A 25,586-nucleotide genomic window follows, 5' to 3' on the forward strand; every position below is an offset into this window, starting at 1 on the left:
ACTACAGCGCCAGGCCGATGCGCTGGCGCAGCCGGAAGAAGTCGTCCGTCAGCAGCCACGACAGCAGGGCCTTCAGGTCCGCGCGCTCGCGCACCGCCTGGAGGATGGCGTCGGTGCTGCCCTCCTGGCGGTTGGCCACGATGTTCGGATCCTCGCGCAGCACCATGGTGAGGCCCACGGACGGGTCGCCGCAGACGAGCAGGCCCGCGCGGTCCGCGGAGAAGCCGAGCGCGTCCACCACCGTCGCGACGTCGATCTTCGGCTGCTCGGACAGCGTCTGCGAGGGGCCCTCCGAGGCCTTCATCGCCTTGCGGCTGAAGGCCTTCTTGAGCTGCTTCGACATCTCGTCGTTGCGCCGGCCCAGGCCGTTGAACTGCGGCACGTGGACGCGGATGGCGTTGCCGAACAGGTCCACCGTCTCGCCCTGGGACAGCTTGGAGAGGACGGCCGTCTTGTTGAGCAGGCCCAGCACCGCCTTGCCGATGAGGAACTTCTGCTCGCGGGCGTTGAAGCGGCGCACGACGTCCTGGCCCACGCACAGGGACAGGGGCTCCGTCGTCTCCGGCTGCAACATGCCGCGCCGGGCGAGGTAGACCTCGAAGTCCTCCACGCCGAACGTCTGCGCCACCGCGCGCACGGCCTTGAACACGGCCGAGTCCGGCTTGAGCTTGTCCTGCTTCGGGTTGACGCCGAGCATCTCGAACTGCGGCGGGTACACCTTGCCCAGGTGCTCACCCATGGCGCGCAACAGCTCCGTCAGCGGGCCGCGTGCGGCCGGGTGCATGAGGACGGTGTCCACGTCCGTGGCGGGCAGCGCCTCCCGCGGCTCCTGCGGCTGCCGGGCGCGGGCCTCCGAGTAGAAGGCCTGCTCCACCTCGTTGGTGGCGCGCATGAAGGTCAGCACCGCGGCGACGGCGAACGCCTTGTCCTGCTGCTTCTGCGCGTCCCACAGCTTGAACAGCGCATGCAGGCTGCCCACGCTGGACGGGTCCTGGCGCAGGATCTGCCGGTGCTCCTCGATGGCGAGCGGGTAGCTGGCCATGTCGCGGCCATACAGCTCCGCCAGCGCGGCGCGGGCCTGGAGGTTCTGCGGGTCCTGCTCCACGAGCTGCCGGAGGATGACGGTGGCGCGAGCCGGCTCCGCCAGCGGCCCCGCGTAGAAGCTGGCCACGCGGATGCGCAGGGACACCGCGCGCTTGACGTCCGTGGACGCGGTGGCGGCGGCCTGGGCCTCCAGCATCTGCGCCAGCTCCGGCAGGTTGCGCTGGCGCTCGTAGAGGGCCACCAGCCGGTCCACCAGCGCGGGCTCGCCCGGCGTCAGCTCCAGCGCCTTCTTGTAGAGCGCCGTGGCCGAGGCGACGTCGCCCAGGCCCTCTTCGTGGATGCGCGCCAGCTCCACGGTGAAGCGCGCGCGGGCGTCGTTGGGCAGGTCCTGATCCAGCAGCCGCCTCAGGCAGTCCACCGCGCCGCCGAAGTTGCGGCCCTGCGCGTACACCGTGGCCAGCCGCTCCAGCGCCTCCGGGTGGCGGGGCAGGGTGGCCAGCGCCGTCTGGAGGTGCGCCGCCGCGCGGCCCGGGTCGTTGAGGTGCTGCTGGTAGAGCGCGCCCAGCGTCAGGTGGTGCTGTGCGAGCACGCGGGGATCGCCGCCCTGCTGCACGCGCTGGCCGAGCATCTGCGCGGCCTCCGCGTACTGCTGCGCCTCCAGGAGGAGCAGGCCGCGGGTCTCCAGCGCGTCGGGGAAGCCGGGCCGGGCCGCCAGGGCCTTCTCCAGCACCGCGAGCGCGCGGGCGCGGTCACCCAGCGCCACGTTGTGCAGCCGCGCCGCGGTGACGTACGCGGCCGCGGCGGCCTCCGCGTCGCGCTGCGCGAGCCGGGCCTCCGCGCGCCGCTCGTGCAGGGCCGCGAGGTCCGAGGAACCGCCGCGCTGCGCGAGCAGCTCCTCCAGGCCGGTGGCCGCGCCCGGGTGCAGCGGGTCGCGCTCCAGCGCCAGGCGGTAGAGAGCCGCGGCGCCGTCGGGGTCGTTGAGCTTCTGGGCCGCGATCTTCGCGGCGGCGACGAAGCCCTCGATGGCGCTCTTGGTGTCGCGGCTCGCGCGGGCCTCGGCCTCCATCATGGCGCGCGCGGTGGCGAAGTCGCCCCGGCGCAGGGCCACGCGGCGGGCGCCCTGGAGCGCGGGGAGGCACTGCGCCTGGAGCTCCAGCGCCTGCCGGTACAGCGCGGCGGCCTGCTCCTGGTCGGGGTTCTTCTCGGCCAGCTCGGCGGCGCGCAGCAGCAGCTCCAGCGCCTCGGTGGCGTCGGTGGTGACGGCCAGCCGCATGCCGTACATGCGCGACAGGGCGGCGGTGTCACCGCTCTGGCGCAGCACGCGCTCCAGGCCGAAGGCGAGGCGCGCGTCCGAGGGGTCCGCGTCGAAGGCGCGCTGGTAGACCTCCAGGGTGCGCTCGGAGGGCGGGCCCTTCTCCTGATCCGCGGCGGCCAGGATGCGCAGGGCGCTGGACAGGCGCGGGTCGGTGACGCGCTCGGCGATGCGGGCGCGCAGCTCCGCGCGGCGGAGGCGGTCCGACACGCGGATGCGCTCCAGCAGCATGAGGGCGGTGAGGTTGCCGGGCTCCAGGCCCAGCACGGACTCGCAGCACTGCGCGGCGCGGGACGGCTCCTGGAAGCGGTCCAGGTACAGCCGCGCGAGCTTCAGGTACGCGGTCACCTTGGCCGCGGGCGTCTGGCCCACCTGCGTCTCGCGGTCGAGGATGGACACCAGCTCCTTCACGTTGTCCTGCGCGACGTACAGGCGCTCCAGCGCGCGCAGCGTGGCGGCGTGGCCCGGCGTGAGGCGCAGCACCTCCTGGTAGCCGTCGATGGCCAGCTCCGGGCGGCCCAACTGGTCCTCCCAGATGGCGGCGGCCTGGTACATCGCGTTGGCGCGCTCCAGCGGATCCGTGCGGTTGGCGGCGTCCGCGCGAAGCACTTCCACCAGGCTCTCCCACGCACCGTGGGCCCGGTGGATGCGGGCCAGCGCGCGCAGCGCCGGGAAGTAGCTGGGCGCCAGCATCAGCGCCTCCTGGTACGACGCGAGCGCCTCGTTCTCCTGCTTGAGGCGGTGCTCGTACAGCTCGCCGATCTTGTAGATGAGCGCGGCGGCCGCGTCGGTGGACGGAGAGATCTCCGACTCCGCGCGGTACATGTCGATGAGCTTCTCCCACCGGCCGTCCTGCGCGTACAGCCGGCCCAGGGCCTTGAGCGCGGGCAGGTACGAGGGTGACAGCGCGAGCACGCGCTCATACGCGGTGATGGCGCCCACGCGGTCCTTCAGGTTCTCGTCGAGGATCTCCGCGTTGCGGTGGAGCAGCGACAGGACCTGCTTGGTGTCACCGGCGAACGACGCCTCCAGGTCATTGGTCTCCAGCAGCTCGCGGAAGCGCCCGGCGCGCTCGTAGAGGCGGGCCAGGTTGCGCAGCGTGGGCAGGTGATCCGACGCCAGATCGAGGATGCGCTTCATGCACTCGATGGCGTGGTCCAGGTCCCCGAGGCGGTCCTCGTAGATGACCGCCATCTTGTTGAGCGTGGTGATGACCTGATCGCGGTCGGACGTCTGGAGCAGGTCCTGCTCGAACATCTGGACCAGCTCGGCGAAGCGGCCCTGGCGCTCGTAGAGGCGGGTGAGGGCCTTCTGCGCGGGGAGGTAGCCCGGCTGGAGCTGGAGGCACGCGTTGTAGCGCGCGATGGCGTCCTCCTGGCGGCCCAGGCGCTCCTCCAGGATCTCGGCCGCCTTGTACATGCGAGCGGCCTTGCCCTTGGCGTCCTCGGCGGCGGTGACCTCCGCGTCGAAGACGGCGACGAGCCCTTCCCAGTTCTGCATCCGGTACGACAGCTTGCCCAGGCCCGCGAGCGCGGCGGCGTGGCTGGGGATGCGGGAGAGGATGGCCTGATAGCGGGCGGCGGCCTCCTGGTCGCGCTTGAGGTCGTCCTCGTAAAGCGCGGCGAGGCGCAGGTTGATGGCGACGAGCTCGCTCTCGTCGTTGATGGAGCCCACCCACGCGAGCAGCACGTCGGCCAGCTCCTCGAAGCGGCCCTGCGTCTCGTAGATGCCGGCGAGCGCGCTGAGCACGAGCGGCTCATGAGGGCTCACGCGGCGGGCGGCGAGCAGCGCGGACAGCGCGTCGTCCTTGCGGCCCAGGCGGTCATGGACCTTGGCGATGTGGAGGTACGCGGGAGCGCCCTGGGAGCCCTGGCCCTCGGCCTCGGAGAGGAGGGCGGAGAGGAGCTCGTCGGTGCGGCCCTCGCGCTCGGCGACGCGCTTGACGGCGGCCTGGAGCAGCGGGTCGGAGCGGTCGAGCGCGAACGCCTCACGGAACGCCGCGGCGGCGGCGTCCTTCTGCTTGAGGCGCTCCTCCAGGAGCATGCCCGCGGAGGTGAGGTAGTGGGCGCGAAGGGACGGAGGGACGACGGCGGTGGCGAGCAGCCGGTAGATCTCCACCAGCGCGCCCGCGTCGTTGCGCGCGGCGTAGACGGACTCGAGCTGGGTGAGGAGGGTGACGTCGGTGGGCTTGCGGTCCAGGGCCTGGCGAAGGGCATCCGCGGCGTCGTTGTCGCGGGACAGGCGCTCCTCGAGGATCTGCCCCTTCTCGAAGAGGAGGGACGCCTGCTGGCGAGGATCCTCGGAGGCGGCGAGCTCCGCGTCGATGAGCTGCACGACCATCTGCCAGTTGCCGACGTCCGCGAACAGGCGGCGGGCGGCGCGGATGTTGGCGAGGAACCGGGGCGCCAGCTTGTAGGCGTTCTGGAACGCGACCGCGGCATTGCGAGGGTTCTTGAGCGGCTCTTCCCAGAGCAGGCCGACCTCATGGAACAGAAGGGCGGCGGTCTGCGGCTCGGTGGTGGCGAGCGCCTTGGCCTCGCGCTCCATGGACGCGATGCGCTCGCGGGCATCGTCCTCGGCGCTGGCCTGGGGGGTGGGGGAGGGGAGGGTGCTCACGTTCTGGGCGAGTGTCTGGGCCGCGCCCACCTCGGGGGCCCCGGGGGGAGGCACCGATGCGGAGGACGAAGGCCGCGTGACGTCATTGCTCTCGCTCATGGAAGCCGGCTCCAGGCACTTTGGAAATGAGAGGGGGAGACTGAACGGGAGTTCGTACCACGCGCTCGCCCGGCCCCTCAACTTCCCGTCTTTCCTGGCGATTTGAGTGCAGGGGAGGCAGGCGGACGGGCGGTGGGACGGTGCCGGGCAGGTCGGGGGAGGTCGTGTTGCCCGGGGACGGAGCAGCGTGCATTGCTCTGCACTCGTGTAGGCCACTACTGCGCCACCCTCAATCATCTCAGCGTTGCAAATGGCCTGGGCGAGCCAGGGGAAGTACCCTGATCGTTTTGTGCAGATAGGCTCCCACCAGAACGCGGGCGTACCTGTGGTGCCGGGAGTCTGCTGTGCCCTTAATCGGTCAGCAAATCCGTTATAGTTACACTACCGCAAAGCCTGGGTAAGGTTGTTCGAATTAATGCTCGCGAGTCCGAGGTGGACCATTGATAATCGAAGAATCTGTGCAAGTACGGCCAAGGCACGTGGTGCTGGCATTGGTGGGAAGGCTCCAGCTAACTGCTTGAGATCCGCCATTTAGATGACATGCAGGACCTGAGGCAGCAGTACCTTTCAATAATCCGGGAAAGTTTCCGTCTATGCCATGCGGCGCTATCGCCCACGATCAAGACGCACAAGCCGATAGCAGATGGGCTCTGTGTTTAATTGCAAGCAAATGCGCAATGGTAGGATGGGGAGGTTTGAATGTTGGACATGTGTATCGAATAAATCAGTCGTATCGTTTGCTGGCTTGTTGCATGTCTTCTTTTGCCGCTTGGAGGGAATCGTGAAGAAGGTGTTTATTAGTTACGCGCAGGAGGGGAAGATCCACAACAAACGAGTGCGAAAAATCGCCGATCGATTCCGCAAAGATGATGTGAATTGCATGATTGATCAGTACGTTGAAGGTACCCCCGAGGAGGGTTGGCCTCAATGGATGGAGAATCAGCTTGTTGAAGCTGATTATGTCTTGATCGTATGCACCGCAACGTATCTTCGACGATATGAACTTAAGGAGGCGCCAGGCAAAGGACTGGGAGCGGTATGGGAGTCCATGCTGACGCGCCAGTTGCTGTATGCGATGCAGGGAAGGAATAAAACGATTATACCTGTGTTGCTTGAGGGCGCTTCTGTCGACGACATCCCGTTGGCGCTCAAGGGAGTCACCTGGTACAAGCTTCCCGAAAGCTATAGAAAATTATGTCAGTATATTAATGGTCGGATGACGAATGGTGCGCCACCGCTGGGGTCGCAAAGGAGTTCCTCTTCGCCGGACCCTTGACTAGCCCCTCGGCGACCGCGTTGCCCGATTCACATCGAGGGACTGCGGGTGGCGGTAACGAGTTTTCGCCGGGGGGCGATGTAGTTGGTGCGGTTTTGCGCCGTTTGCTGGCTTGGCGTGTTGTTGGTATGTGTGTTGCGCTTGGGTTGGCTCTCTGGGGTGTTGTGTTTCTTGTTCGTGATGGGTTCTGGCGGTCTTTGATTCCTGTTGAGGAATCTGTGCTGCCCGGTCCTTATCGAAACTCACATAGTACGCATGTGTTGATTGCGGATTTTGAGGGTTCGACGGCCGGGAAAGATCCTTTTTCGCGAAAAATAGCACTCCAGTTGACAAGGGCGCTGAAGCAGTATCAGGAAGAAGAGTTTAGGGATCCAAAGCGGTTTGATATTAAGGTTCCTGATGAGGCGCTTGAGGTTGTTCGGTTGAATCGAACAATTGAGTCTCACGAAGAAGCCGAAGAGATTAGTGCCAGGCTTGGTGCAAATGTTGTTATTTGGGGGGAAGTTGTTGGTGATGCAGATGGCGGGGCAAAAGTATTTCCACGTGCGACGTTGACGGACCGTGCGGTTTCTATTCGGGCAAGCGAGCCTGGTATTGAAATGGCTCGTCTCGGACGGTTTGACTTGCCGACATTGCAGGTGAGTAAGTCTTTCTATCTGGTGCAGTTCGCGCTGGGTTTGCATTTTATTGAGCAGGAAAATCCCTGGCTCGCGGTTCGGTTTTTGCAAAAGTCAGCGGAACAGGTTCTTGACGGACAGCGCAATGCAGAGTCATTGGATTTCATGCTGGCGACGGCCTACTTGGCGCTACCTAATCTTGACAAGGCGATGGAGTATGCACAGCAAGCTCTGGATAGAGTCGCGGCTAGTGGTAGCGTAGATGAGTCCATTCTGCTGAATGTTGTCGGGATTATCCATCAGGAAGGGGGGCGACTTGTGCCTGCGATTGATAGTTTCACTCGGGCATTTGATATTGAGCGAACGAATGGTCGCTCGTTGGGAGCAGTTGCAGATTTTTCGGCTGCGCGCCTGTTGTCGGCGTTGAATAGAGCTGGAAATTATGAGGAAGAATCGAAACTGCGGTCGGAGTTGAATGGTGCCGTCGCCCTCAAGGCAAGAAAACCTTCGCCAATGCTGACAGGGTGGCAAGGGCTTGTTCTTCGGCAGTTGAGTCGAATCGTAGATACCCATGGTGAGTCTCGGTGGGAGGCTGCTGGTATTGGTGGATTGGGTTCGCAGTCGTCTGTCGCTCGGGCAGGCGAATTGCGAGGGTTTTGTAGAGTAATGCATGAGGCTCGTGAGTATGCGAAGGGGCTTGAGTTTTGCAGGTTGAGTTTGGAGATGTATCGAGATGTAATGGGTCCCAAGCATCCGCGAGTTGCGCTCGCGCTAGCGGGGATGGCGATTAATCTTCAGGATATGCGCAAGTTCTCCGAAGCCCGTCGCTACTTGCTTGAGGCGATGGGGATGTTGACGGAGGTGAGGGGGTTGGACCATCCTGACACTGCATATGTATTTGCGGAATACGGGGGATTGCTGATCGCTGAGGGATTCAAGCTGAGTGACTTGAAGAAGTTGGAGGAGGCGCGTACTTATCTTGAGCCGGCCATGGTTAAGCTGGAGGCGGCTTATGGTAGAAGTCACGAAAAGCTGTTTCCTGCTCTTTCTCAGTTTTGTTTTCTGGCTGTGTCCGGTGCTAGCTCTGCGGGAGATTTAGATTTGTGTCGCAGGGCGTATCTTGTTGAGGTTGAGTTTCATGGTGCTGATAGTCCTCGCACTAAGGAGATTGGTAATGCCTACTACAATGCGGTGATGTTTGGCCGGATTCGCGATTTGATTTCGAAGTGGGTGGTTGTTGTCGATAGTTGTCCACCTTTGGCTTGTGGTGATCTGCGGGTCGGTGATGTTGTGGTCGAGTATGAGGGTGTGCGGATTAGGAATGCCGAACACTTGCGCCGAGTGTTTAAGGGTGGGGCGAAGCATAGGTTGAAGGTTATTCGTTCGGGCGCTGTCGTTGATGTTGTGTACGCCATGTCGGGTCTGCGTTTTGGGATTCGCTGAGTGGCTGGGTGGGGGTGGGTGTTTTGGGGCTGCTTGGTGAGATGCAAGTGCGCTGTGCGGTAGGAACATGAATAAAGAGTAGTGCTGCCCATTGAGTGTTAGGGGGGCTTTGCTCGACACTTATGGCTAGAGCCGAAACCAGCTCGGCAAAAGTGGACGTGAATTTTTTGCGTTACGTCTGGCTCTGCCGTGTATGGAGCTGGGCGTGATCCGCTTTCGTGGACAGGTTGGCTACGCCGCTGCCCTTCCGAAATCGGCCGGCGCAGCGTAGTCGATTGCCGAGTGCAGGCGCTGCTGGTCGTAAAAGACCTCGATCTCGTCGAAGGGCTTGGCCCCCGCGCTGCTGACGCTCTCGAAGGTAACCGTCCGGCCAACGACGTGCCGTGAGGGGTTGCCGGTATCGCGGCGCGCGGCGGACGCTTCCGGGCATGGCGAAGCAGGTGGAGAAGCCGGAGTGGGCGCGCGTCGCGGAAGCGTTTGAGGCGAGCGGGCAGACGCGGCCGGAGTTCGCGTTGGCGCACGGCATGCGACTGAGCACGTTGCAGTCGTGGGTGTACCGGTTGCGGCGGAGCGCGCCGTCGCGAGCGGATGCCGTGCGGCTGTTGCCGGTGCAGGTGGCGAGCGTCTCCGAGGCGCCCGAGGCCGTGCTGGAGGTGGTGGCCGCTGGCGGAGCGCGAGTGCGCTTCGCGGTGGGCACGGACGTGGCGTACGTGGCCCGGCTCGTCGCGGCGCTGGGGCGGTAGGCCGTGTTCGCCCTGCCTGCGTCGGTGCGCGTGGTGCTGGCGGTGGAGCCGGTGGACATGCGCAAGTCGATTGACGGCCTCATGGCGCTGGTGCGTACGGCCTGGGGCGAGGACGTCTACTCGGGCCACCTCTTCGCTTTAGTCTCTCGGCGGGGGACCGCATCAAGGTGCTGACGTGGAGCTGGGGCGGCTTCGTGCTCCTCTACAAGTGGCTGGAGACGGGCCGCTTCCGACTACCGCCGGTGGACGCAGGCGCGCAGGCGGTGACGCTGGACGCCACGCAGTGGGCGATGCTCCTGGATGGCATCGAAATTCGCGTGGCCTGCCGGAGCTTCACTCGTCCGTCGGCTCCAACTCGGAGATGAGTCCGGCCGGATCAAACGTGACCTTCCAACGCAGAGTCTGATTTTTGCCGTACACAGCGCGATAGGTCCGCGACAGATGGTCCGAGGAGTCCTGGAGGAGGACCAGACGGCTCAGCCGAGGCCATCCGCCGCGTTCGATGGGCAGCCACTCGTTGAAGTCCGCGAGCGCTTCTTTCGCGGCCCCGGTGAAGTGACGGGCTTCCGCCTTGCCTTCGAACAAGGCGGGCAGGAGTTCCTTCAGGACCTGCGTCCGCTCGGGAGCGGCATCGGTGATGCCGGAGTCGGTCAAGAAGGGTGGGGGCGGCAGATAGAAATTAGCGACGCCGTGCGCCAGGGTGGGGGACAGCTTCCGCTGGTTGGTGAGCACCACCACCGCGAGCTTGTCGTCCGGGTAGATGACCGTGTCGGAGAGCGCGGGGCCGCCGCTGTGTCCGACCTCACGGCGTCCCCGGTACTGGCCCACGGTCCAGCCCACCGCGAAGCTGCTGGGCTTACCGTCGTTGAGCTTGGGCTGGGTCCACATGGCGGACCGCAGCTCCGAGTTCAGGATCTTGTCGCTCATCATCGCGGCCGTGAAACGGGACATGTCCATCACGGAGGAGAAAAGGCCACCGGCCGACAGCGTGTAATAGGGATACATGAACCAGTATTGCTGCTGGTGGTCCGTCTTCCATTGATAGGTCGCAGAGCGTTCCATGACGACGTCGCTGGTCATGACGACGTGCTGCTCGGTGAGGGTGGCGTGGTCGAAGCCGCTGTTCGTCATGCCCAAGGGATTGAAGATGCGGTCCCGCAGGAGCTGTTCGTAGGGTGCGCCGCCGACCTTTTCCAGCACGTGAGTGAGGAGGACGAAGTCGTCCGATCCGTAGGCATTCTTCTCGCCCGGGGCTGACGCAAGCGGAGCCCCCTTCGCCGCAACGATCGCGGCCGTGACGCTGGCGTTGTCCGCGTCCACCGGGCCCGGCTTCAAGCCAGACGTGTGACTGGCGAGGTGGAGCAGGGTGATGTCCTTCCAGGCGGGAGGACACTCGGCGATGTACTGACAGACGCGGTCCTCCAGCCGGAGCTTTCCCTGGCCCACGAAGTCCATCAGCAGGACCGCCGTGAACATCTTGGTCCCGGAGGCGATCTGGAACGCCGTGCGGGTGCTCGCGGGGGCCTTCCACTCCAGGTTCGCCGTGCCATAGGCCGTGAGCTTGATGACCTTGCCGTCACGGACGACTGCGACTGCGGCACCAGGAATTTGATTGCGATCCATCTCCGCGCGCAGGAATGCATCCACCTTGTCCGGCGCGGCCCAGGCCCACTGCGACCAGCCAAGGAGAAATAACAGGCTCCAGCGTCGAAGAGACATGATCAATTCTCCTTCTGCTCGCTCTGGAGACCCAGGAGCGACTCAGTGAAGGCGAAGAGCTTCGCGTCATCTGGCCGCAGGCTGCTCAGCAGGATGACGGTGCGGCCACTTTCGAGGTCACGCCAGGCGACGGTGCGATAGGCGCCGCAAGTCCCGTCGTTCGTCGCGACTGTCCGGGGAGCCTGGCCCTTGGCCTCGAAGGTCCGGACGCGACCGCCCAGGGCATAGTTGGATTCAGGGCGCTCGATGGTCAGCAGTGCCTTCCTGGAGGCGGGTGACAGGAGCTTTCCCGACAGCACGCCGTGGGTCAGGCGCAGCATGTCGTCCGCGGTGCTGTAGAAGCCGCCAGCGACCACGAGGTAGTTCGGGAGCGTGTACACGCGACGCTCCAACTTGGGCTCCAGCGAGCGATAGCCCAGGGCCAGGTTCGGAACGTTCCCGGCTTCACCCGCCGCGATACCGCTGTCCGCCATGCGCAAGGGCTTGAACACGCGCCGCTGAGCGAGCTGCGCATAGGGCTGACCGGAGACTCGTTCCAGGATGGCCTGCACGAGAATCCAGTTGGTGATGTTGTAGTCAAAGCGGCTCCCCGGCGTGAACACCAGATCGCCGCTCGCGTACTTGGTGACGGCTTCCGCCTGGGGCCGTGTCTCACGCTCGATGCTGGGGTCCTTCTTTGCCGCGTCCATCAGTCCATTGGGCAGGCCGCTGCCATGGCTGATCAGGTGGCGCAGGGTGATCTGTTTGCCCGTGTCTGCGCGGTACTCCGGAAGATAGGTGAGGATGGGCTCGTCGAGCGCCAGCTTCCCCTCATCCACTAGCCGCAGGACCACGATGGACGTGAGCCACTTGCTCACCGACCCCACGAAGAAGCGGCTGTTCCGTTGGACCGACTTCTTCGCCTCCGTGTCCATGACCCCGAACGCTTCGACGTACTCCGCACGCCCGCCTTTCCCGGTCAGGACGACGCCATTGAAGTGCGAGTCCGCTACGAATCGATGGATCTGCTCCTGGAGCGGGTCTTCCGCACGCGCAGGAAGTGCGAAGCCGAGGCTGACCGTCAGTCCCAGGCAGGTCAGCTTGAAGTGGTTCATGGACAAGAGGCGCCTCGATGGATGGGGGCAGTCGAATCCCGCGTACGTCGGGAGTCGATGCCGATTTCATGAAATCGCCTTTCCCTCTGAGGAAACAAGCGATCCAAGGACTTGCTTTGAGCCCCACGGCCTACAGTTGCGTCCTCAGCGCCCGCCGATCTTCGGGAAGCGCTCGTAGGCTTTCAGGAGCGCTTCCAGATGCGCGGGCTTATCGAGATCGAGTGGCGCGTCTGTGAGGCTTACTATCCATCCATCCGTCGCTGTGCGTCGTGTCCGCGAGAGCAGGTCCGCGTCGCGCGAAGGATCGGGAAATCCGATCGCTCTCGCAGACTCCGCCGACCAATAGTTCAGCCATCCCAGGCGGTGTGGAATTTCAGGCGAGGAGATGTCCCAGGCGCATTTGAGGGCTGGGAGTCCTTTCGGTGGGGAAGGGGGACCGGCCATTGTCGGGGCCGTCTGCTCCGCGATTTCGACCGCTGCCTTGAATGGCGTGGCATGACCCCAGATTGCTCGCGCTCCGACCGCGATGGCTTCCAGCGCATTCGCTGCGTCAATGGGGCTGAAAGCCTCCATCCGGAAATCAGCGTGGACCTCGAAGTGCGGTGGACCCTCCGAAGAAAGTCCGTTCGGGTTCTCCCAGCCTGAAATGGTGACGAGGTTGTTGTCATCGTCATTGCACAGGAAGGGGAGTTTGCCGCTCAGACCGTTTGCAACAACCCACCCGTCGCGGTTGGACAACGGGATGAGGTCCTCTGTCGCTGAAGAGGTCCACTTCAGGTGCAGACCGGGAAGTGCTTGCTCCAGCCTATGGATGATGGTGAGTGCGCGGCCGTCGTTGCCCTGGGAACCAGGTGCATATGCAATCACTGCCAGTTCGATAGGGTTGGAGGGCATTCAGCACCAATCCATGATGACAACGTGGAGGGATGGATCCGCGAGCTTCAATTCGCTCCGATGCGCTTCGCTGCGCACTCCAACAACGAAGTCGTAGCCACACTCTCTGGCGAGCCTGGCTTCGCGTTGCAGTTCGGTCAGTTTCATGGAGACGAAGAATCGTCGGGAGCGGGGGGAGTGCTTCTCGAAGTCGTCGGTCTTGACCTCCCACAGCGTTCGACGGGACAGGACCAGGGCGTCGTAGTGCTTGCCATTGATGAGCACGTTGAAGCCGGGAAAGCTGTTGCCGAGAATCTTGTCGGCGCATTCATTGTGCGGATCGTTCCCGCCCCGGGGTGGCCCCAAGACGGGTCTGCACTCTGGCCTGCGATCCCGCTCGAACGGGTCCTTCGGCGATGGCGGAAACAAGTCCTGACCTGAAGGCTGGGGGCTGGGGTTTCGGTTCCTTGATGCTTCCCGCTCGGCGGCTTCACTCCTCTGCATGGGGATGGGGTGTTCGGCCGCTTCAGGCCAATCCGACTCATCCATCGCTTCCTTGATGGCGACCGCCACCACCACCACTCCGATGACGATGACCGCGCCAACAATGACCTCCGGAGCGGCCAGCACGCAGAGCCCGATTCCCAGCGTGGCGGCTTCAGCAGAGGCGACCGTGCATCTTCCTGCGCGATCAGTGAACCGGACACGATCCTGGTCGAGGACTTGAAAGCACCGTTCCGCCAGGACAGGCCAGGGCTCGGCGGACTCCCGGACGACGCAGCGTCCTTTGTCCGTCCACGGCAGGCTTGCTGCTCGCTGGAGGTTGGCGCGCCTTGGAGATCGACTTTCATGCGCCGCAGGTGCCGCGCATGCCGTCAGGAACAATAGAAGCGTGGCGAGGGCTCCGAGTTTCAAGGTCACAGCCTCTCCGTGGGCGCACGCTTCAGACTGGAAGCAGAGCCGGAGTAGACCTGATCCGGCCCTGCCTGATTCGCGACGGTGATTACGCCGTCGCCGACCGCACGGCCTCACGGATCGCCCCGGACTCCACCAGCGCGGTGACCGCGGAGATGTCGTGATGCAGCTCGCGGTCCCGGTCCATGTGCGGGACCTTGCTGCGGATCAGTTCGTACGCCGCCAGCACGCCCTTGCCGGGCTTCACCGGCTGACGGAAGTCCAGCGCCTGCGCCGCCACCAGCAGCTCAATGGCCAGACACGAACGCGTGAACTCCGAAACCTGACGGCCCTTCAGCGCCGCCGTCATGCCCATGGACACGTGGTCCTCGCGGCCCGCGGAGGAGGGGATGGAGTCCACCGATGCCGGGTGGCTCAGGATGCGCGACTCGGCTACCAGGGCCGCCGCGGTCACCTGGGCGATCATGAACCCGCTGTTCAACCCACTGTTCTTCGCCAGGAACGCGGGCAGACCCGACAGGCTCGGGTTCACCATCTGTTCCACTCGCCGCTCACTGATGCTCGACAGTTGCGTCAGCGCCATGGCCACCACGTCCATCGCCAGCGAGATGGGCTGACCGTGGAAGTTGCCTCCGGAGATGATGTTCCCCGTGTCCGGAAACACCAGCGGGTTGTCCGTCCCGCTGTTCACCTCCACCTCCAGGATGCGACGCGCGAACGCCAGTCCCTCTCGCGCGGAGCCGTGCACCTGCGGGATGCACCGCAGGCTGTACGGGTCCTGCACCTTGCTGCAGTTGACGTGCGTCTCCACCAGCTCGCTGCCCTTCAGAATCCTCCGCAGGTGCTCCGCCACCGCCTTCTGGCCCGCGTGCGGACGCACCGCGTGGATCTCCGGCAGGAACGGCTTGTGGCTCCCCAGCAGGCCCTCCACCGTCATCGCTCCCGCGATGTCCGCCACGTCCGCCAGCAGCTCCGCCCGGAGCTGCGTCAGCGTTCCCACCGCGCACATCGCCTGCGTGCCGTTGATCAGCGTCAGGCCTTCCTTCGCCTCCAGCACCACCGGCTTCAGGCCCGCCTTCTCCAGCGCCTGCTTCGACGGCATCCGCACGCCCTCGAAGAACGCCTCGCCTTCGCCAATCAGCACCAGCGCCAGGTGCGCCAGCGGGGCCAGGTCTCCGGACGCGCCCACGCTTCCCCGCTCGGGGACCACCGGGACCACGTCCTTGTTCAACATGTCGATGGCCAGCCCCAGCGTCTCCATCCGGATGCCGCTGAAGCCCTTCGCCAGCACGTTGGCCCTCAAGAGCAGGAGCACGCGCGCTTCCGGCAGGGGCAGCGGGTTCCCCACGCCACAGGCGTGCGACAGGATGAGGTTCCGCTGCAGGTCCCGCAGGTCCTTCCGGTCGATCCGCACCTCCGCCAACGTGCCGAAGCCCGTGTTGATGCCGTAGGACGGCGTGTCTCCGGCGGCCACCCGGTCCACCAACGCCCGGGAGGCCTGCACCCGCTTCGCGGCTTCGGGGGCGAGCTCCACCGTGACTTCGTGGCGGGAGACCTGGAGGATCTCCTCCAGCTTCAGGGTGTCACCATCGATGAGGAGGCGGGGGCGGGACATGTTCTGGCTACTCCGGGAATGCGGCTTGGAATCGTTGGGCCACGAACGCTAGCGGATTCGCGACAGGCAGGTTGAGGGCCCTTTACACCCAGGCCCCGGCGCCCATATAGCCTGCGCGCGTCCGTGCAGGGAGGTCGCAAGCCCCGTGGCCCTCATCGTCCAGAAGTACGGCGGTACCTCGGTGGGTGACACCGAGCGCATGAAGAACGTCGCGCGCCGCTGCCTCGCCGCCCAGAAGGCCGGTCATGACGTCGTGGTGGTCGTCTCCGCCATGTCCGGTGAGACCAACCGCCTGCTCAAGCTCGTGGCGCAGATCACCGACCGGCCCGACGAGCGCGAACAGGACGTCGTCGTCGCCACCGGTGAGCAGGTGTCCATCGGGCTCGTCGCCATGGCCATCCAGGCGCAGGGCGGGAAGGCCGTGAGCTTCCTCGGCCATCAGGTGCGCATCGTCACCGACAGCACCTTCTCCAAGGCGCGCATCAAGAGCATCGACGCGGAGCCCATCCGCGCCGCGCTGAAGCAGGGGAAGATCGTCGTCGTCGCCGGCTTCCAGGGCGTGGACGAGACGGGCAGCGTCACCACGCTCGGCCGCGGCGGGTCCGACACGACGGGCGTCGCGCTGGCCGCCGCGCTCAAGGCCGATGCGTGTGAAATCTATACGGACGTCGACGGCGTCTACACCACCGACCCCAACGTGTGCCCGGCCGCGAAGAAGCTGGACCGCATCACCTACGAGGAGATGCTGGAGCTGGCCAGCCTGGGCGCCAAGGTGCTGCAGATCCGCTCGGTTGAATTCGCCATGAAGTACAAGGTGCCCCTGTGGGTGAAGTCTTCCTTCACCGAGGATCCGGGCACGCTCGTCTGCGAGGAGGACGCATCCATGGAGGACGTGCTGGTTCGAGGGGTCGCCTACGACCGGAACGAGGCGAAGATCACCGTGGTGGGCGTGCCGGATCAGCCGGGCGCCGCGGCGAAGCTCTTCGGGGCGCTCGACGCGAAGCACATCGTGGTGGACCTCATCGTGCAGAACCTGTCCCGCGACGGGCGCACCGACGTCACCTTCACCGTCGCCAAGTCGGACTTCGCCAAGGCCCACGAGGTCGTCAGGCAGGCCGCGCAGGACGTGGGCGCCACCGGCGTCGAGGTCGATGACAATATCGCCAAGGTGTCCATCGTCGGCGTGGGCATGCGCAACCACTCGGGCGTGGCGGCGCGGATGTTCCAGACGCTCTCCCAGGAGGGCATCAACATCCAGCTCATCTCCACGTCGGAGATCAAGACCTCCTGCGTGATCCACACGAAGTACACGGAGCTGGCGGTGCGCGCGCTGCACACGGCCTTCGGGCTGGACGCGCCGCCCCCCGTGACGGCCAACCCCACCGTGTCGGAAGTGGACGCGCTCAAGGGGCAGAAGGCCTGAAGCGGTTCGGGCGCACGTCCGCGCTCGCGGCGCTGTCCCTGGGGCTGCTCGCCCTGGGCTTCACCGCCCGGGCGCGGTGGCCGGAGTCGCGGCCCTCGCTCGACTGCCCGCCGGAGGCCGTGCGGCTGGACGCGGCGGGGCTGGCCACCTGTGGCCCGGGGACGGTGCCCACGGGGGCCCAGGCGCTCGCGCTGGGGCTCAAGCTGGACCTCAACGCGGCCTCCGAGTCCGAGCTGGCCCTGGTGCCCGGTGTGGGCCGTGACCTCGCCAGGAAGCTGGTGTCCGCCCGCGAGGAGCAGGGGAGGTTCTCGAGCTGGGAGGACGTGGACGCGGTGCCCGGCGTGGGTGCTGCCAAGTTGCAGACCCTCCGGGCAGCCACGGTGCTGGACGCGGCGCCGGCTCCTGGGGGCGTGTGGTAAGCACGGCCGGTGCAGATCGCCTGCCCGCAATGCTCGATGCAGTACGTGCTGGATGCCCGACTCCTGCCGCCTGGAGGCGCGTCGGTGCAGTGCACCCGGTGTGGCCATGTGTTCATGGCCTCGCCCGCTGGCGTCATGGCTCCCGCGCCGAAGATTCCTCCGGCGGGTGGGGGAGACCGGTCGGGTGCGCAGTCGTCCACGCAGATCTTCGGCGGTGAGAGCACTGCCAACCTGAAGGCCACGAACCTGTTCGCGGGTTCGACCACGGCCTCCGGGTCCTTCGTTCCGCAGCCGACTCCGCCTTCGGGCGCGCTCTCTGCGTCCGGCGTGATTCCGCCGCCCCCGTCCATTGCTCCGGTCGCGGCGCCGCCCCCCGGGGCGTCCGGTGCGCAGGCTCCGGCGGAGCTGGGCAAGACGCGGGCCTTCGGGGCGGTGGGGGCCGCGGCGGAGGCTCCTCCCCCGGCGACGCCGCCGGGGCAGGGTGCGGCTCCTGGCGCGACGACGCGCGCGTTCGGCGCAGTCTCCGCTTCGTCCTCGGGTTCGTTCCGTCTCTCGGAGCCCGGTGCTTCATCGCGTGGGCCGGAGGGTGTGGGCGCGACGCGTGCGTTCGGCGCCGTGACGGGCCCCGCGCCTTCGGGGTCCGCCGATGCGGGCATTGGATCCACCCGTGCGTTCGGTGCGGTGCCGGGTCCGTCGGGAACACCGGTGGCCGAGGCGATCGGTTCCACCCGTGCGTTCGGCGCGGTCACGGACCCAGCGCGTTCGCAGGTGGCCGAGGCGATTGGTTCCACCCGTGCGTTCGGCGCGGTGCCGGGCTCCCCGGCTTCCGGTTCGCCCGAAGCCGGAGGCTCGACGCAAGCTCCCGGTGCGGTGTCGCTCCCTTCGGAATCCTCCGCTCCCCGCGCTGCCCCCCGGTCCTTCGAGGACATCTCGCCCTCGGGCGACCCCACGGATGCGCCATGGTCCGCTAGCGGCTCGCGCTCCAAGCTCGTTCCGGAGGGCCACGGCGACGCGCCCTGGGCAACCTCCGCTCCGACCGCGACCGTCTCCCTGCCCGACGACGACGCGCCCTTCGCGCGCACCGAGCCCTCCAGGCCCGCGGCTTCGTCCTCCGGCGCGTCGGTGCTCGGGGGCGGCCTGGACCGGCCTCTTCCTTCCCGGAAGCCCTCCAGCGAGCTGCCTCCGGAGCTGCTCGGGGCCTCCTCCCGCGCCGGCTCCATCGTCATCGAGGACGGCAACCGGGGCTCCTCCTCGCTGAGCCGGGTGCTCCTCGGGCTCATGGTGCTCGCGGGCATCCTGCTGGCCGGCTACCTGGCGTATCCCGTCTTCCGCGACCGCAACGCGGCCATGCCCGAGCAGGCCGTGACGGAGAAGGAGCGCGCCGTCAGCTCGCTGCGCGGTGATGACGCCCCCGCGCGAGACCAGGCCATCCAGAGCCTCAAGGCCCTGGCCACCGCCCATCCGAAGTACTCCGAGGTCCAGGCCGAGCTGGCCGTGGCCTACACCCTCCAGGTGTCCGACCTGCACGCCGAGTTCGACCGGCTGAACAGCCAGTCGGCCGCGATCAAACGGCAGATCGACGAGGTCACCACCGCGAAGGCGTCACCGGGCTGGATGAGCCAGGCCAACGCGCTCCACGACGACCTGCGCGCGACCGAGCGCGAGATGCAGCCGCTGCGCACCGACATCGCCGAGCGGCGCAAGGGCCTGGACGCGCTGATGGAGACCCTACGGGCCGCTCCGGACGTGGAGCCCGCCGCCTCCGTCGCCGCGCGCCTCAAGGCCCAGGCCCTCTACGCCGCCGTGACGGGCGCCCCCAACGCCCTGGCCCTCGCGGAGCGCCTGCGCCAGGTGGAGCCCCAGCCGACCTGGAGCGTCCTCGCCCGCGCCGAATACGCCCTCAGCGCCGGTTCACCCGCCGCCACCCTCAACGCCGTCTCCGAGGAGCTGGGAGCTTTGCGCGCGCAGGACCGCTACCTCTTCCGCGCCTTCGTCCTGGGCGCCCGGCTGGCCCTGCGCCAGGGCGACCCGGATACGGCCCGGAAGCTGCTCGACGAGGTGGTGGCGCTCAACCCCAAGCACGACCTGGCCAGACGTATGCTCGCTCAGACCGCGGCCGGAGAGCGCTCGCCCTGAAACGTTGACCGGATCACCTCCATCTCACCCTGGAGAAACTCCAGTCGTTCCGGGGGCTCGCTGGCTCCCTCGCCCTGAGGTGCCTCTAGACGCCCGGGCATGCACCTTGCTTTGTGCCCAGGTGTCGAGGACTCGGGGTTCGGAGGGTGGGTCGATGGCGGAGGTCTTCTTCTGGTGCGCGGCGCTGGCGCTCGTGCACACTTATTTTCTCTATCCCTTGAGCCTGTTCGCCCTGGAGGGCGCGGCCCAGGTCTTCCAGAACGTGCGGAAGATGCGCTCGGGGCAGGCCGCCAGCACGGGCATGAAGGGCGGACCGCTGCCTTCGGTGAGTCTGGTGGTGGCCGCCTACAACGAGGCGGATTGCATCGAGTCGAAGCTGAAGAACAGCCTGGCGCTGGACTACCCGGCGGACCGCTTCGAGGTCGTCATCGGCTCGGACGGCTCCACGGACGGCACGGACGGGCTCGTGCAGAAGTGCACGGATCCGCGCGTGCGCCTGTCGCCCGCGCCCCGCGCCGGCAAGACGACGGTGCTCAACCGCTGCATCCCGTCCGCGCACGGCGACATCGTGCTGCTGTCGGACGCGAACACGATGATCGACGCGGACGCGGTGCGGAAGATCGTCCGCCACTTCGAGGACCCGGAGGTCGGCGCCGTGTGCGGCAAGCTGCGCCTCTACAACCCCACGAAGCAGGACTACGAGGAGAGCGCGTACTGGAGCTACGAGTCCCTCATCAAGCTGTACGAGGGCCGGCGCGGCGCGGTGGTGGGTGCCAACGGCGGCCTCTACGCCATCCGGCGCTCGCTCTTCACCCACCTGCCGCCGTCCACCATCGTGGATGACTTCGTGATTCCGCTGCGCATCCTGGAGAGCGGCTACAAGGTCGTCTACGAGGAGGGCGCCGTCGCTCACGAGGAGACGACGGAGGACTACGGCAAGGAGTTCGGCCGGCGCGCGCGCATCGCGGCGGGCAACTTCCAGAGCCTGCGGCTGGTGCCCGGGCTGCTGCTGCCCACCGCGGGCTTCGCCGCGTTCGCCTTCTGGTCGCACAAGCTCCTGCGCTGGTGCGCTCCCGCGCTGATGGCGCTGGCGTTCGTCGCCAACCTGTTCCTGCTGGACAGCGTGTTCTACCGCGTCACGCTGGGCGCGCAGTTGGGCTTCTACGCCCTGGCGTACCTGGGCCGCTCGGGCGTCTTCAAGAGCGGCGCGGCGAAGAAGGCCACGTCCATCGCGTACTACTTCGTGACCATGAACGCGGCCATCGCCGTGGGCTTCTGGCGCTTCCTGCGCAACTCGCAGCGCGCCGCCTGGGACCGCACCGCCCGCGTGCCGACCTCCACGTCGACCTGACCTTCAACGGGCTTGGCGGTCCAGGCCCGCCGGTTCCCCGCGGCGCTCCGGCTGGTTCCGGAAGCGCACGGCTGGAATCGGCGGGCTTTCCTTTTCCAGCTTCAGCGGGCCGCCACGGCCATGGGCTTCGTGGCGCCCGAGGGCAGCACGCTGCCAAACGCGGCGAAGAGCTGTCCGGTGAGCACGTGCGGCTGACCGGGGGCGGGGCTTCGCAGCATGTCGTTGAGGATCTCGCCCGTCTTCGGATCGCGGGCCATGTGGGGGCGCGCCAGGTTCATCCGGTAGCGCACCACGCCGCGCTTCACCCGGTGGATGACGGTGACCGTGCCGTCCGCGTCCACGCCGTCCACCAGGCCCACGTGGGTGAGGCCGTCGTTGCGCCGGCCGTCGCGGTTCTGATCATACGTCTCGCGGAAGAACACCAGGTCACCCGGCGCGGGGCGCCCGCTCGTGTACACGCGGCCGTTCGCCTGGGCGTAGCGGTACATCGCGGTGACGCCGTTGTCCCCGGGCTTGAGGGCCCCCCGGAACTTCACGCCCGCCTGGGCGTAGGTGGCCTCGATGAGCGCCGTGCAGTCCGCCGGGTAGCGCTTGCCGTTCACCTGCACCGACGACTGCCCCACCAGCCCGCGCGCCGTGGCCAGCACGCGCTCGCGGGGATTGGACGTGGGGGTGGGGCTCGGAGGCGTCTGCTTCGCGGGCGTGACGCGCGGCCGGGCCTTGGCCGGGGCCTTCGCCACCGCCGGGGCCTTGCTCGGGGCCGGGGCCTTCGCGGGACGCTCGGCGGGGGCGCTCGGACGGACCGCCACCTCCTCGGACAGCGCGGCGCGCGGGAAGGCCGGCGGGGAGGCGGAGCGGTAGCGGACGGCTTCCGACGCCACCCAGGCCCCCGTGGGGGAGCCCGTCGCACAGCCCGTCGTCATCGCCAGCATCGCCATCCATGCGCCCAGCTTCATGGCCACCTCGTCCTGTAGCGTCCTGGGACAGAGGCTCCCTCCGCTGGTGCGTGTAGGCAAGAAAACCACCCAGGCAACCGGGCGGAGCGGCTCGGGTTTTCGACGGGGGGCGGGTGGGGTATTGCTGGAGGGGATGCCCACCTTCCGCCGCGCCCTCGCCCTCGTGCTCCTGGCCACCGGTTGCTCGCACATGTCCTTCGAGAAGGCCAGCGAGCTGGACACCGTGCAGGCCTACCAGGACTTCCTGCGCGAGAACCCGGAGGACCCCGAGGCCACGACGGCCCAGGGGCGCATCGAGGGGCTGGAGTTCGACGAGGCGAAGCGGCTGCACTCGGTCATCGCCTACAAGCGCTTCCTGGAGACGTACCCGGACGCGCCGCAGCGGCAGCGGGCGCAGTCGCTGCTGGAGGGCCTGCGCTTCAACGCGGCGAAGGAGGCGGACACGGAGGCCGGGTGGCGGCAGTTCCTCGCCGAGCACCCCGACGGCTCCCACCGCGACGAGGCGCGCGCGAAGCTCCAGGCGGCCCAGGAGCGCGACGTCCAGACGACCACCGACCTCAAGCGCGTGTCCCAGCTCCTCCAGGGCGAGGCCGCGGGCGCGCGCCGCGAGGAGCTGGAGCGCAAGCTGGACGACGAGTCCTTCGCCCAGGCCAGGGACGCCGGGAAGCTCTTCGCCTACCTGCGCGACTTCCCCGCGGGCGCGCACCGCGAGGAGGTCCGCGTCAAGCTGCTGGAGCTGGAGGTGGAGGGGCTGCTCGTCTCCGGGCTGGTGGACGAGGCCGAGGCGAAGGTGAAGCTCCACCCGCTGGGGCCGAAGCTGACGGGCTTCCCCGCGCGCCTGGCCCGCGCCCGCGAGGAGCAGGGCGCCCTCGCCCGCACCGAGCCCGCCGCCCGCGCCATGCAGCCGGGCCACTACCTGCGCGACCTGGAGGACCTGAAGCGCGCGCTCGTGGCGCCGGATCCGCTGGACCGCTGGCAGGCGGCGGAGGAGCTGGGCCAGCACGTCTCCGTGCGCGCGGTGGATCCGCTGCTGGAGGCGCTGCGCACGGCGCGCAACCCGCTGATCCGCCAGAACGCGCTGACGTCGCTGCGCACCGTGCTCTCCGCGCTGCCCGCCCCCGTGGCCGGCTATGAGGTCGCCGTGCGGCTGGAGTCCCTGCGCGAGCGCGCCAGCAGCCCGGAGCTCTACATCACCGTGGCGGCGCTCCTGGACCTGAGCGGCCAGTTGGAGCAGGCCGCCAGCCAGTACCAGCGCGTCTATGAGTCCGGCGGCACGGACCCCGTGGTGCTCTGGCGCTGGGTGCAACTGCGCGAGCAGCGCCGCCAGGCGTTCTCCGCGGCGGTGGCGGCCCGGCAGCTCGCGGTATGGGCCCAGACGACCGCGCGCGAGGAGACCGTGTCCGCGGAGGGTGGGGTGCCCCTGGCGTCGGCGCGTCAGCTCTGCGCGGCGGTGGTGGACGCGCGCTTCGCGGCCCAGGCCATCGCCCGGGTCCGCAAGGAGAAGACGGAGTTCCCCGAGGACCTGGACACCTTCGAGCGCACCGCCCAGGACGCCGTGCGGCTGGCCGAGGCGAAGCTCGCGGACGCGGAGCTGCTCCTGCGCCAGCAGCACCCCGGCGTGCGCACCTGCGCGGATCAACAGGTCGCCGAGCGCCTGTCGCAGGGCGTGAAGGAGCGCACCCAGGCGCTCCAGCAGGCCTCCAGCGCGAAGCTGCCCAGGCCCGTGGGCACGCTGCTGTTGGAGCTGGCCCGCGAGCGGGATCCCTCTCCGGAGGTCCGCGCCGCGGCGGCCTCCCGGTTGGCTGGATCCACCCCTCCCTGAGACGGACTGGCGGACCCTTCGGCGGCGGTTAGAGTCCCCACCCCCCATGGCCGCCCCCCAGCCGCTGAGCCCCGCCGTCCCCGCCGGAGCGCCCTCGCGCCGCCTGGACCTGGAGGGCGCGCTCAACGACGAGCAGCGCGCGGCCGTGGAAGCGGGGGAGGGGCCCGTGCTCGTGATCGCCGGGGCGGGCTCCGGCAAGACGCGCACGCTCACGTACCGCGTGGCGCGCATGCTGGAGCGGGGCGTCCCGCCGTCGTCGCTGCTCCTGCTCACGTTCACCAACAAGGCCGCGCGCGAGATGATCCGCCGCGTGGAGGAGCTGGCCGGCGGCTTCGCGGACGTGGGCAGCCTGCTCGGCGGCACCTTCCACCACGCGGCGCACGTGCTCCTGCGCCAGCACGCGGGGGCGCTGGGCTTCTCCACCGGCTTCACGGTGCTGGACCGCGAGGACGCGCGCGACCTGATGGCCACGTGCCTGGCGGAGCGCAAGCTGAGGAGCGACAAGCGCTTCCCGCGTCCGGACGCGCTGCTGGACCTGGTCTCCCTGGCCACCAACCTCCAGCAGCCCGTGTCGCAGGTGCTGGTGGAGCGGCGCAGGGAGCTGCTCCCCGTGGCCCCGGAGGTGTTCGCCACCGCGCGCCGCTTCCAGCAGCGCAAGGCGCAGTTGCACCTGATGGACTACGACGACCTGCTCGCGCACCTGAAGCGGCTGCTGGAGGACCACCCGTCCGTCCGCGCGGAGCTCACCGGGCGCTTCCAGGGCGTGCTCGTGGACGAGTACCAGGACACGAACCGCCTCCAGGGCGACCTCGTGGACCTGCTCGTGGGCGAGCGGCGCAACCTCACCGTCGTGGGCGACGACTGCCAGTCCATCTACAGCTTCCGGGGCGCGGAGTTCAGCCACATCATCGACTTCCCCCAGCGCTACCCGGGCTGCGGCATCTACCCGCTCACGCGCAACTACCGCTCCACGCCCCAGGTGCTGCGGCTGGCCAACGCCGTCATCGCGCGCAACACCCGCCAGTTCCCCAAGGCGCTCGTGTCCGACGGCGCGCCCGGCCCCGTGCCCCAGGTGGTCCCCACCCGCGACGTGAAGGCCCAGGCCGCCTTCGTCGCCGAGCGCGTCCTGGAGCTGCGCGCCCGGGGGGAGCGCCTGGAGTCCATGGCGGTGCTCTACCGCGCCCACCTGCACTCCCTGGAGCTGCAGTTGGAGCTGACGCGCCACGGAGTCGCGTTCCGCGTGCGCTCCGGGGTGCGCTTCTTCGAGCAGGCCCACGTCAAGGACGCGCTCGCCCACCTGCGCTGGGCGCACCAGCGGACCGACGAGCTGGCCTTCAAGCGGCTCGCGCGGAGGCTCCCCGGCGTGGGCACCGCCAGCACCGAGCACCTGTGGACCGCCCTGTCCGCGTTGCCCCCGGAGCTGTCCCTCGCGGACGCGCTGGCCCACCCGGACGTCCAGGCCCACGTGCCGAAGAAGGCGCAGGCCGGCTTCCAGCGCTTCCAGGCCCTGATGACCACCCTGTCCTCCGGCGAGCCCCGGAGCCCGGGCGCGCTGCTCGCGGAGGTGCTGGCGGCGCGCGAGCCCCCGGCCACCGGGGACGGGGCGGACCGGCGCGCGGAGGACCTGCGCCAGCTCCAGGAGTTCGCCGGCCGCTTCGAGGACGTGCCCCGCTTCCTGTCCGCCATCGCCCTGGTCTCCGAGTTCTCCGCCCGCGCCGCCCTGGAGGGGGAGGGCGAGGCCCCGGACGACGTGCTCACCCTCACCACGGTCCACCAGGCCAAGGGCCTGGAGTGGCGGACCGTCTTCGTGCTGGGCCTCACCGACGGGCGCTTCCCCCTGTCCGTCGCCACGCGCGACCCGGAGGCCGAGGAGGAGGAGCGCCGCCTCTTCTATGTCGCCGTCACCCGGGCCCGGGAGGCGCTGTGGCTCGTGTACCCCCACACGTCACTGCCCCGGGAGGACGGACGGCTCCTGCTCACCCCGTCGCGCTTCCTGGCCGAGCTGCCGGTGGGTCCTGACGCGGTGTGTGAGACGCACCCGCCCCCGGAGCCCGACGGGCCGATCCGCCTGCGCGAGCTGGGGCCGGATCCGGACCGGGAGCTGTAGGCCAGG

Annotated in this window: 16 protein-coding genes and 2 pseudogenes; 11 read left to right on the plus strand and 7 right to left on the minus strand. The window is 67.8% G+C overall.

The annotated features are described in order from the left end of the window. Position 1 precedes the first annotated feature (1 nt). Positions 2 to 5,071 (minus strand): tetratricopeptide repeat protein, encoded by a 5,070-nt coding sequence (locus K8556_RS00315; protein WP_223738023.1) that lies wholly within the window; start codon positions 5,069 to 5,071, stop codon positions 2 to 4. A 781-nt stretch (positions 5,072 to 5,852) separates the two neighbouring features. On the opposite strand from K8556_RS00315, the gene K8556_RS00320 reads away from it, so the two are divergent. From K8556_RS00320 to tnpB, 4 genes and pseudogenes are all read left to right on the plus strand, one after another. Continuing rightward, positions 5,853 to 6,347, plus strand: coding sequence for a toll/interleukin-1 receptor domain-containing protein (locus K8556_RS00320; protein WP_223738024.1), 495 nt, complete (start codon positions 5,853 to 5,855; stop codon positions 6,345 to 6,347). A gap of 95 nt (positions 6,348 to 6,442) precedes the next feature. Further along, complete coding sequence (locus K8556_RS00325; RefSeq protein WP_223738025.1) at positions 6,443 to 8,407, plus strand: tetratricopeptide repeat protein; 1,965 nt, start codon at positions 6,443 to 6,445, stop codon at positions 8,405 to 8,407. Positions 8,408 to 8,835: 428 nt separating this feature from the next. Then, positions 8,836 to 9,150 (plus strand): IS66 family insertion sequence element accessory protein TnpB, encoded by a 315-nt coding sequence (locus K8556_RS00330; protein ID WP_223738026.1) that lies wholly within the window; start codon positions 8,836 to 8,838, stop codon positions 9,148 to 9,150. Between the two features lie 81 nt (positions 9,151 to 9,231). Then, positions 9,232 to 9,515, plus strand: a pseudogene (gene tnpB, locus K8556_RS00335) (IS66 family insertion sequence element accessory protein TnpB). On the opposite strand, the gene K8556_RS00340 reads toward tnpB, so the two are convergent. From K8556_RS00340 to hutH, 5 genes are all read right to left on the minus strand, one after another. Further along, positions 9,484 to 10,869, minus strand: a complete 1,386-nt coding sequence (locus K8556_RS00340) for a serine hydrolase (RefSeq protein WP_223738027.1) — start codon at positions 10,867 to 10,869, stop codon at positions 9,484 to 9,486. The pseudogene tnpB and the gene K8556_RS00340 overlap by 32 nt on opposite strands. Before the next feature lie 2 nt (positions 10,870 to 10,871). Then, entirely contained in the window at positions 10,872 to 11,963 is a 1,092-nt protein-coding gene (locus K8556_RS00345) for a serine hydrolase (RefSeq protein WP_223738028.1), read from the minus strand. Between the two features lie 144 nt (positions 11,964 to 12,107). Then, a complete protein-coding gene (locus K8556_RS00350) occupies positions 12,108 to 12,857 on the minus strand; it encodes a DUF5953 family protein (RefSeq protein WP_223738029.1) in 750 nt (249 codons plus the stop codon). After that, a complete protein-coding gene (locus K8556_RS00355; RefSeq protein ID WP_223738030.1) occupies positions 12,858 to 13,757 on the minus strand; it encodes a DUF6310 domain-containing protein in 900 nt (299 codons plus the stop codon). Between the two features lie 82 nt (positions 13,758 to 13,839). Next, positions 13,840 to 15,366, minus strand: coding sequence for a histidine ammonia-lyase (hutH, locus tag K8556_RS00360; protein WP_223738031.1), 1,527 nt, complete (start codon positions 15,364 to 15,366; stop codon positions 13,840 to 13,842). Positions 15,367 to 15,511: 145 nt separating this feature from the next. On the opposite strand from hutH, the gene K8556_RS00365 reads away from it, so the two are divergent. From K8556_RS00365 to K8556_RS00385, 5 genes and pseudogenes are all read left to right on the plus strand, one after another. After that, entirely contained in the window at positions 15,512 to 16,789 is a 1,278-nt protein-coding gene (locus K8556_RS00365) for an aspartate kinase (RefSeq protein ID WP_223738032.1), read from the plus strand. Between the two features lie 119 nt (positions 16,790 to 16,908). Next, the gene (locus tag K8556_RS00370; protein ID WP_223738033.1) at positions 16,909 to 17,208 is read left to right on the plus strand and encodes a helix-hairpin-helix domain-containing protein; all 300 of its coding nucleotides are present in this window, start codon (positions 16,909 to 16,911) and stop codon (positions 17,206 to 17,208) included. A gap of 9 nt (positions 17,209 to 17,217) precedes the next feature. Continuing rightward, a pseudogene (locus K8556_RS39640) lies at positions 17,218 to 17,316 on the plus strand (zinc-ribbon domain-containing protein); the annotation flags it as partial. Between the two features lie 762 nt (positions 17,317 to 18,078). Next, positions 18,079 to 19,344, plus strand: a complete 1,266-nt coding sequence (locus K8556_RS39645) for a tetratricopeptide repeat protein (protein ID WP_223738384.1) — start codon at positions 18,079 to 18,081, stop codon at positions 19,342 to 19,344. A gap of 154 nt (positions 19,345 to 19,498) precedes the next feature. Further along, on the plus strand, positions 19,499 to 20,695 hold the full coding sequence (locus K8556_RS00385; RefSeq protein ID WP_223738034.1) for a glycosyltransferase family 2 protein: 1,197 nt from the start codon (positions 19,499 to 19,501) through the stop codon (positions 20,693 to 20,695). Positions 20,696 to 20,796: 101 nt separating this feature from the next. On the opposite strand, the gene K8556_RS00390 is transcribed toward K8556_RS00385, so the two are convergent. Continuing rightward, the gene (locus K8556_RS00390; protein ID WP_223738035.1) at positions 20,797 to 21,651 is read right to left on the minus strand and encodes a CHAP domain-containing protein; all 855 of its coding nucleotides are present in this window, start codon (positions 21,649 to 21,651) and stop codon (positions 20,797 to 20,799) included. A gap of 133 nt (positions 21,652 to 21,784) precedes the next feature. Between K8556_RS00390 and K8556_RS00395 the strand changes: the two genes are divergently transcribed. Both K8556_RS00395 and K8556_RS00400 read left to right on the plus strand, forming a co-directional pair. Further along, complete coding sequence (locus K8556_RS00395) at positions 21,785 to 23,473, plus strand: HEAT repeat domain-containing protein (protein ID WP_223738036.1); 1,689 nt, start codon at positions 21,785 to 21,787, stop codon at positions 23,471 to 23,473. A gap of 46 nt (positions 23,474 to 23,519) precedes the next feature. Continuing rightward, positions 23,520 to 25,580 (plus strand): ATP-dependent helicase, encoded by a 2,061-nt coding sequence (locus K8556_RS00400; protein ID WP_223738037.1) that lies wholly within the window; start codon positions 23,520 to 23,522, stop codon positions 25,578 to 25,580. Positions 25,581 to 25,586: the final 6 nt, after the last annotated feature.

Origin of the sequence: Corallococcus sp. AS-1-12, assembly GCF_020036995.1 — a bacterium.
Classification (GTDB): domain Bacteria; phylum Myxococcota; class Myxococcia; order Myxococcales; family Myxococcaceae; genus Corallococcus.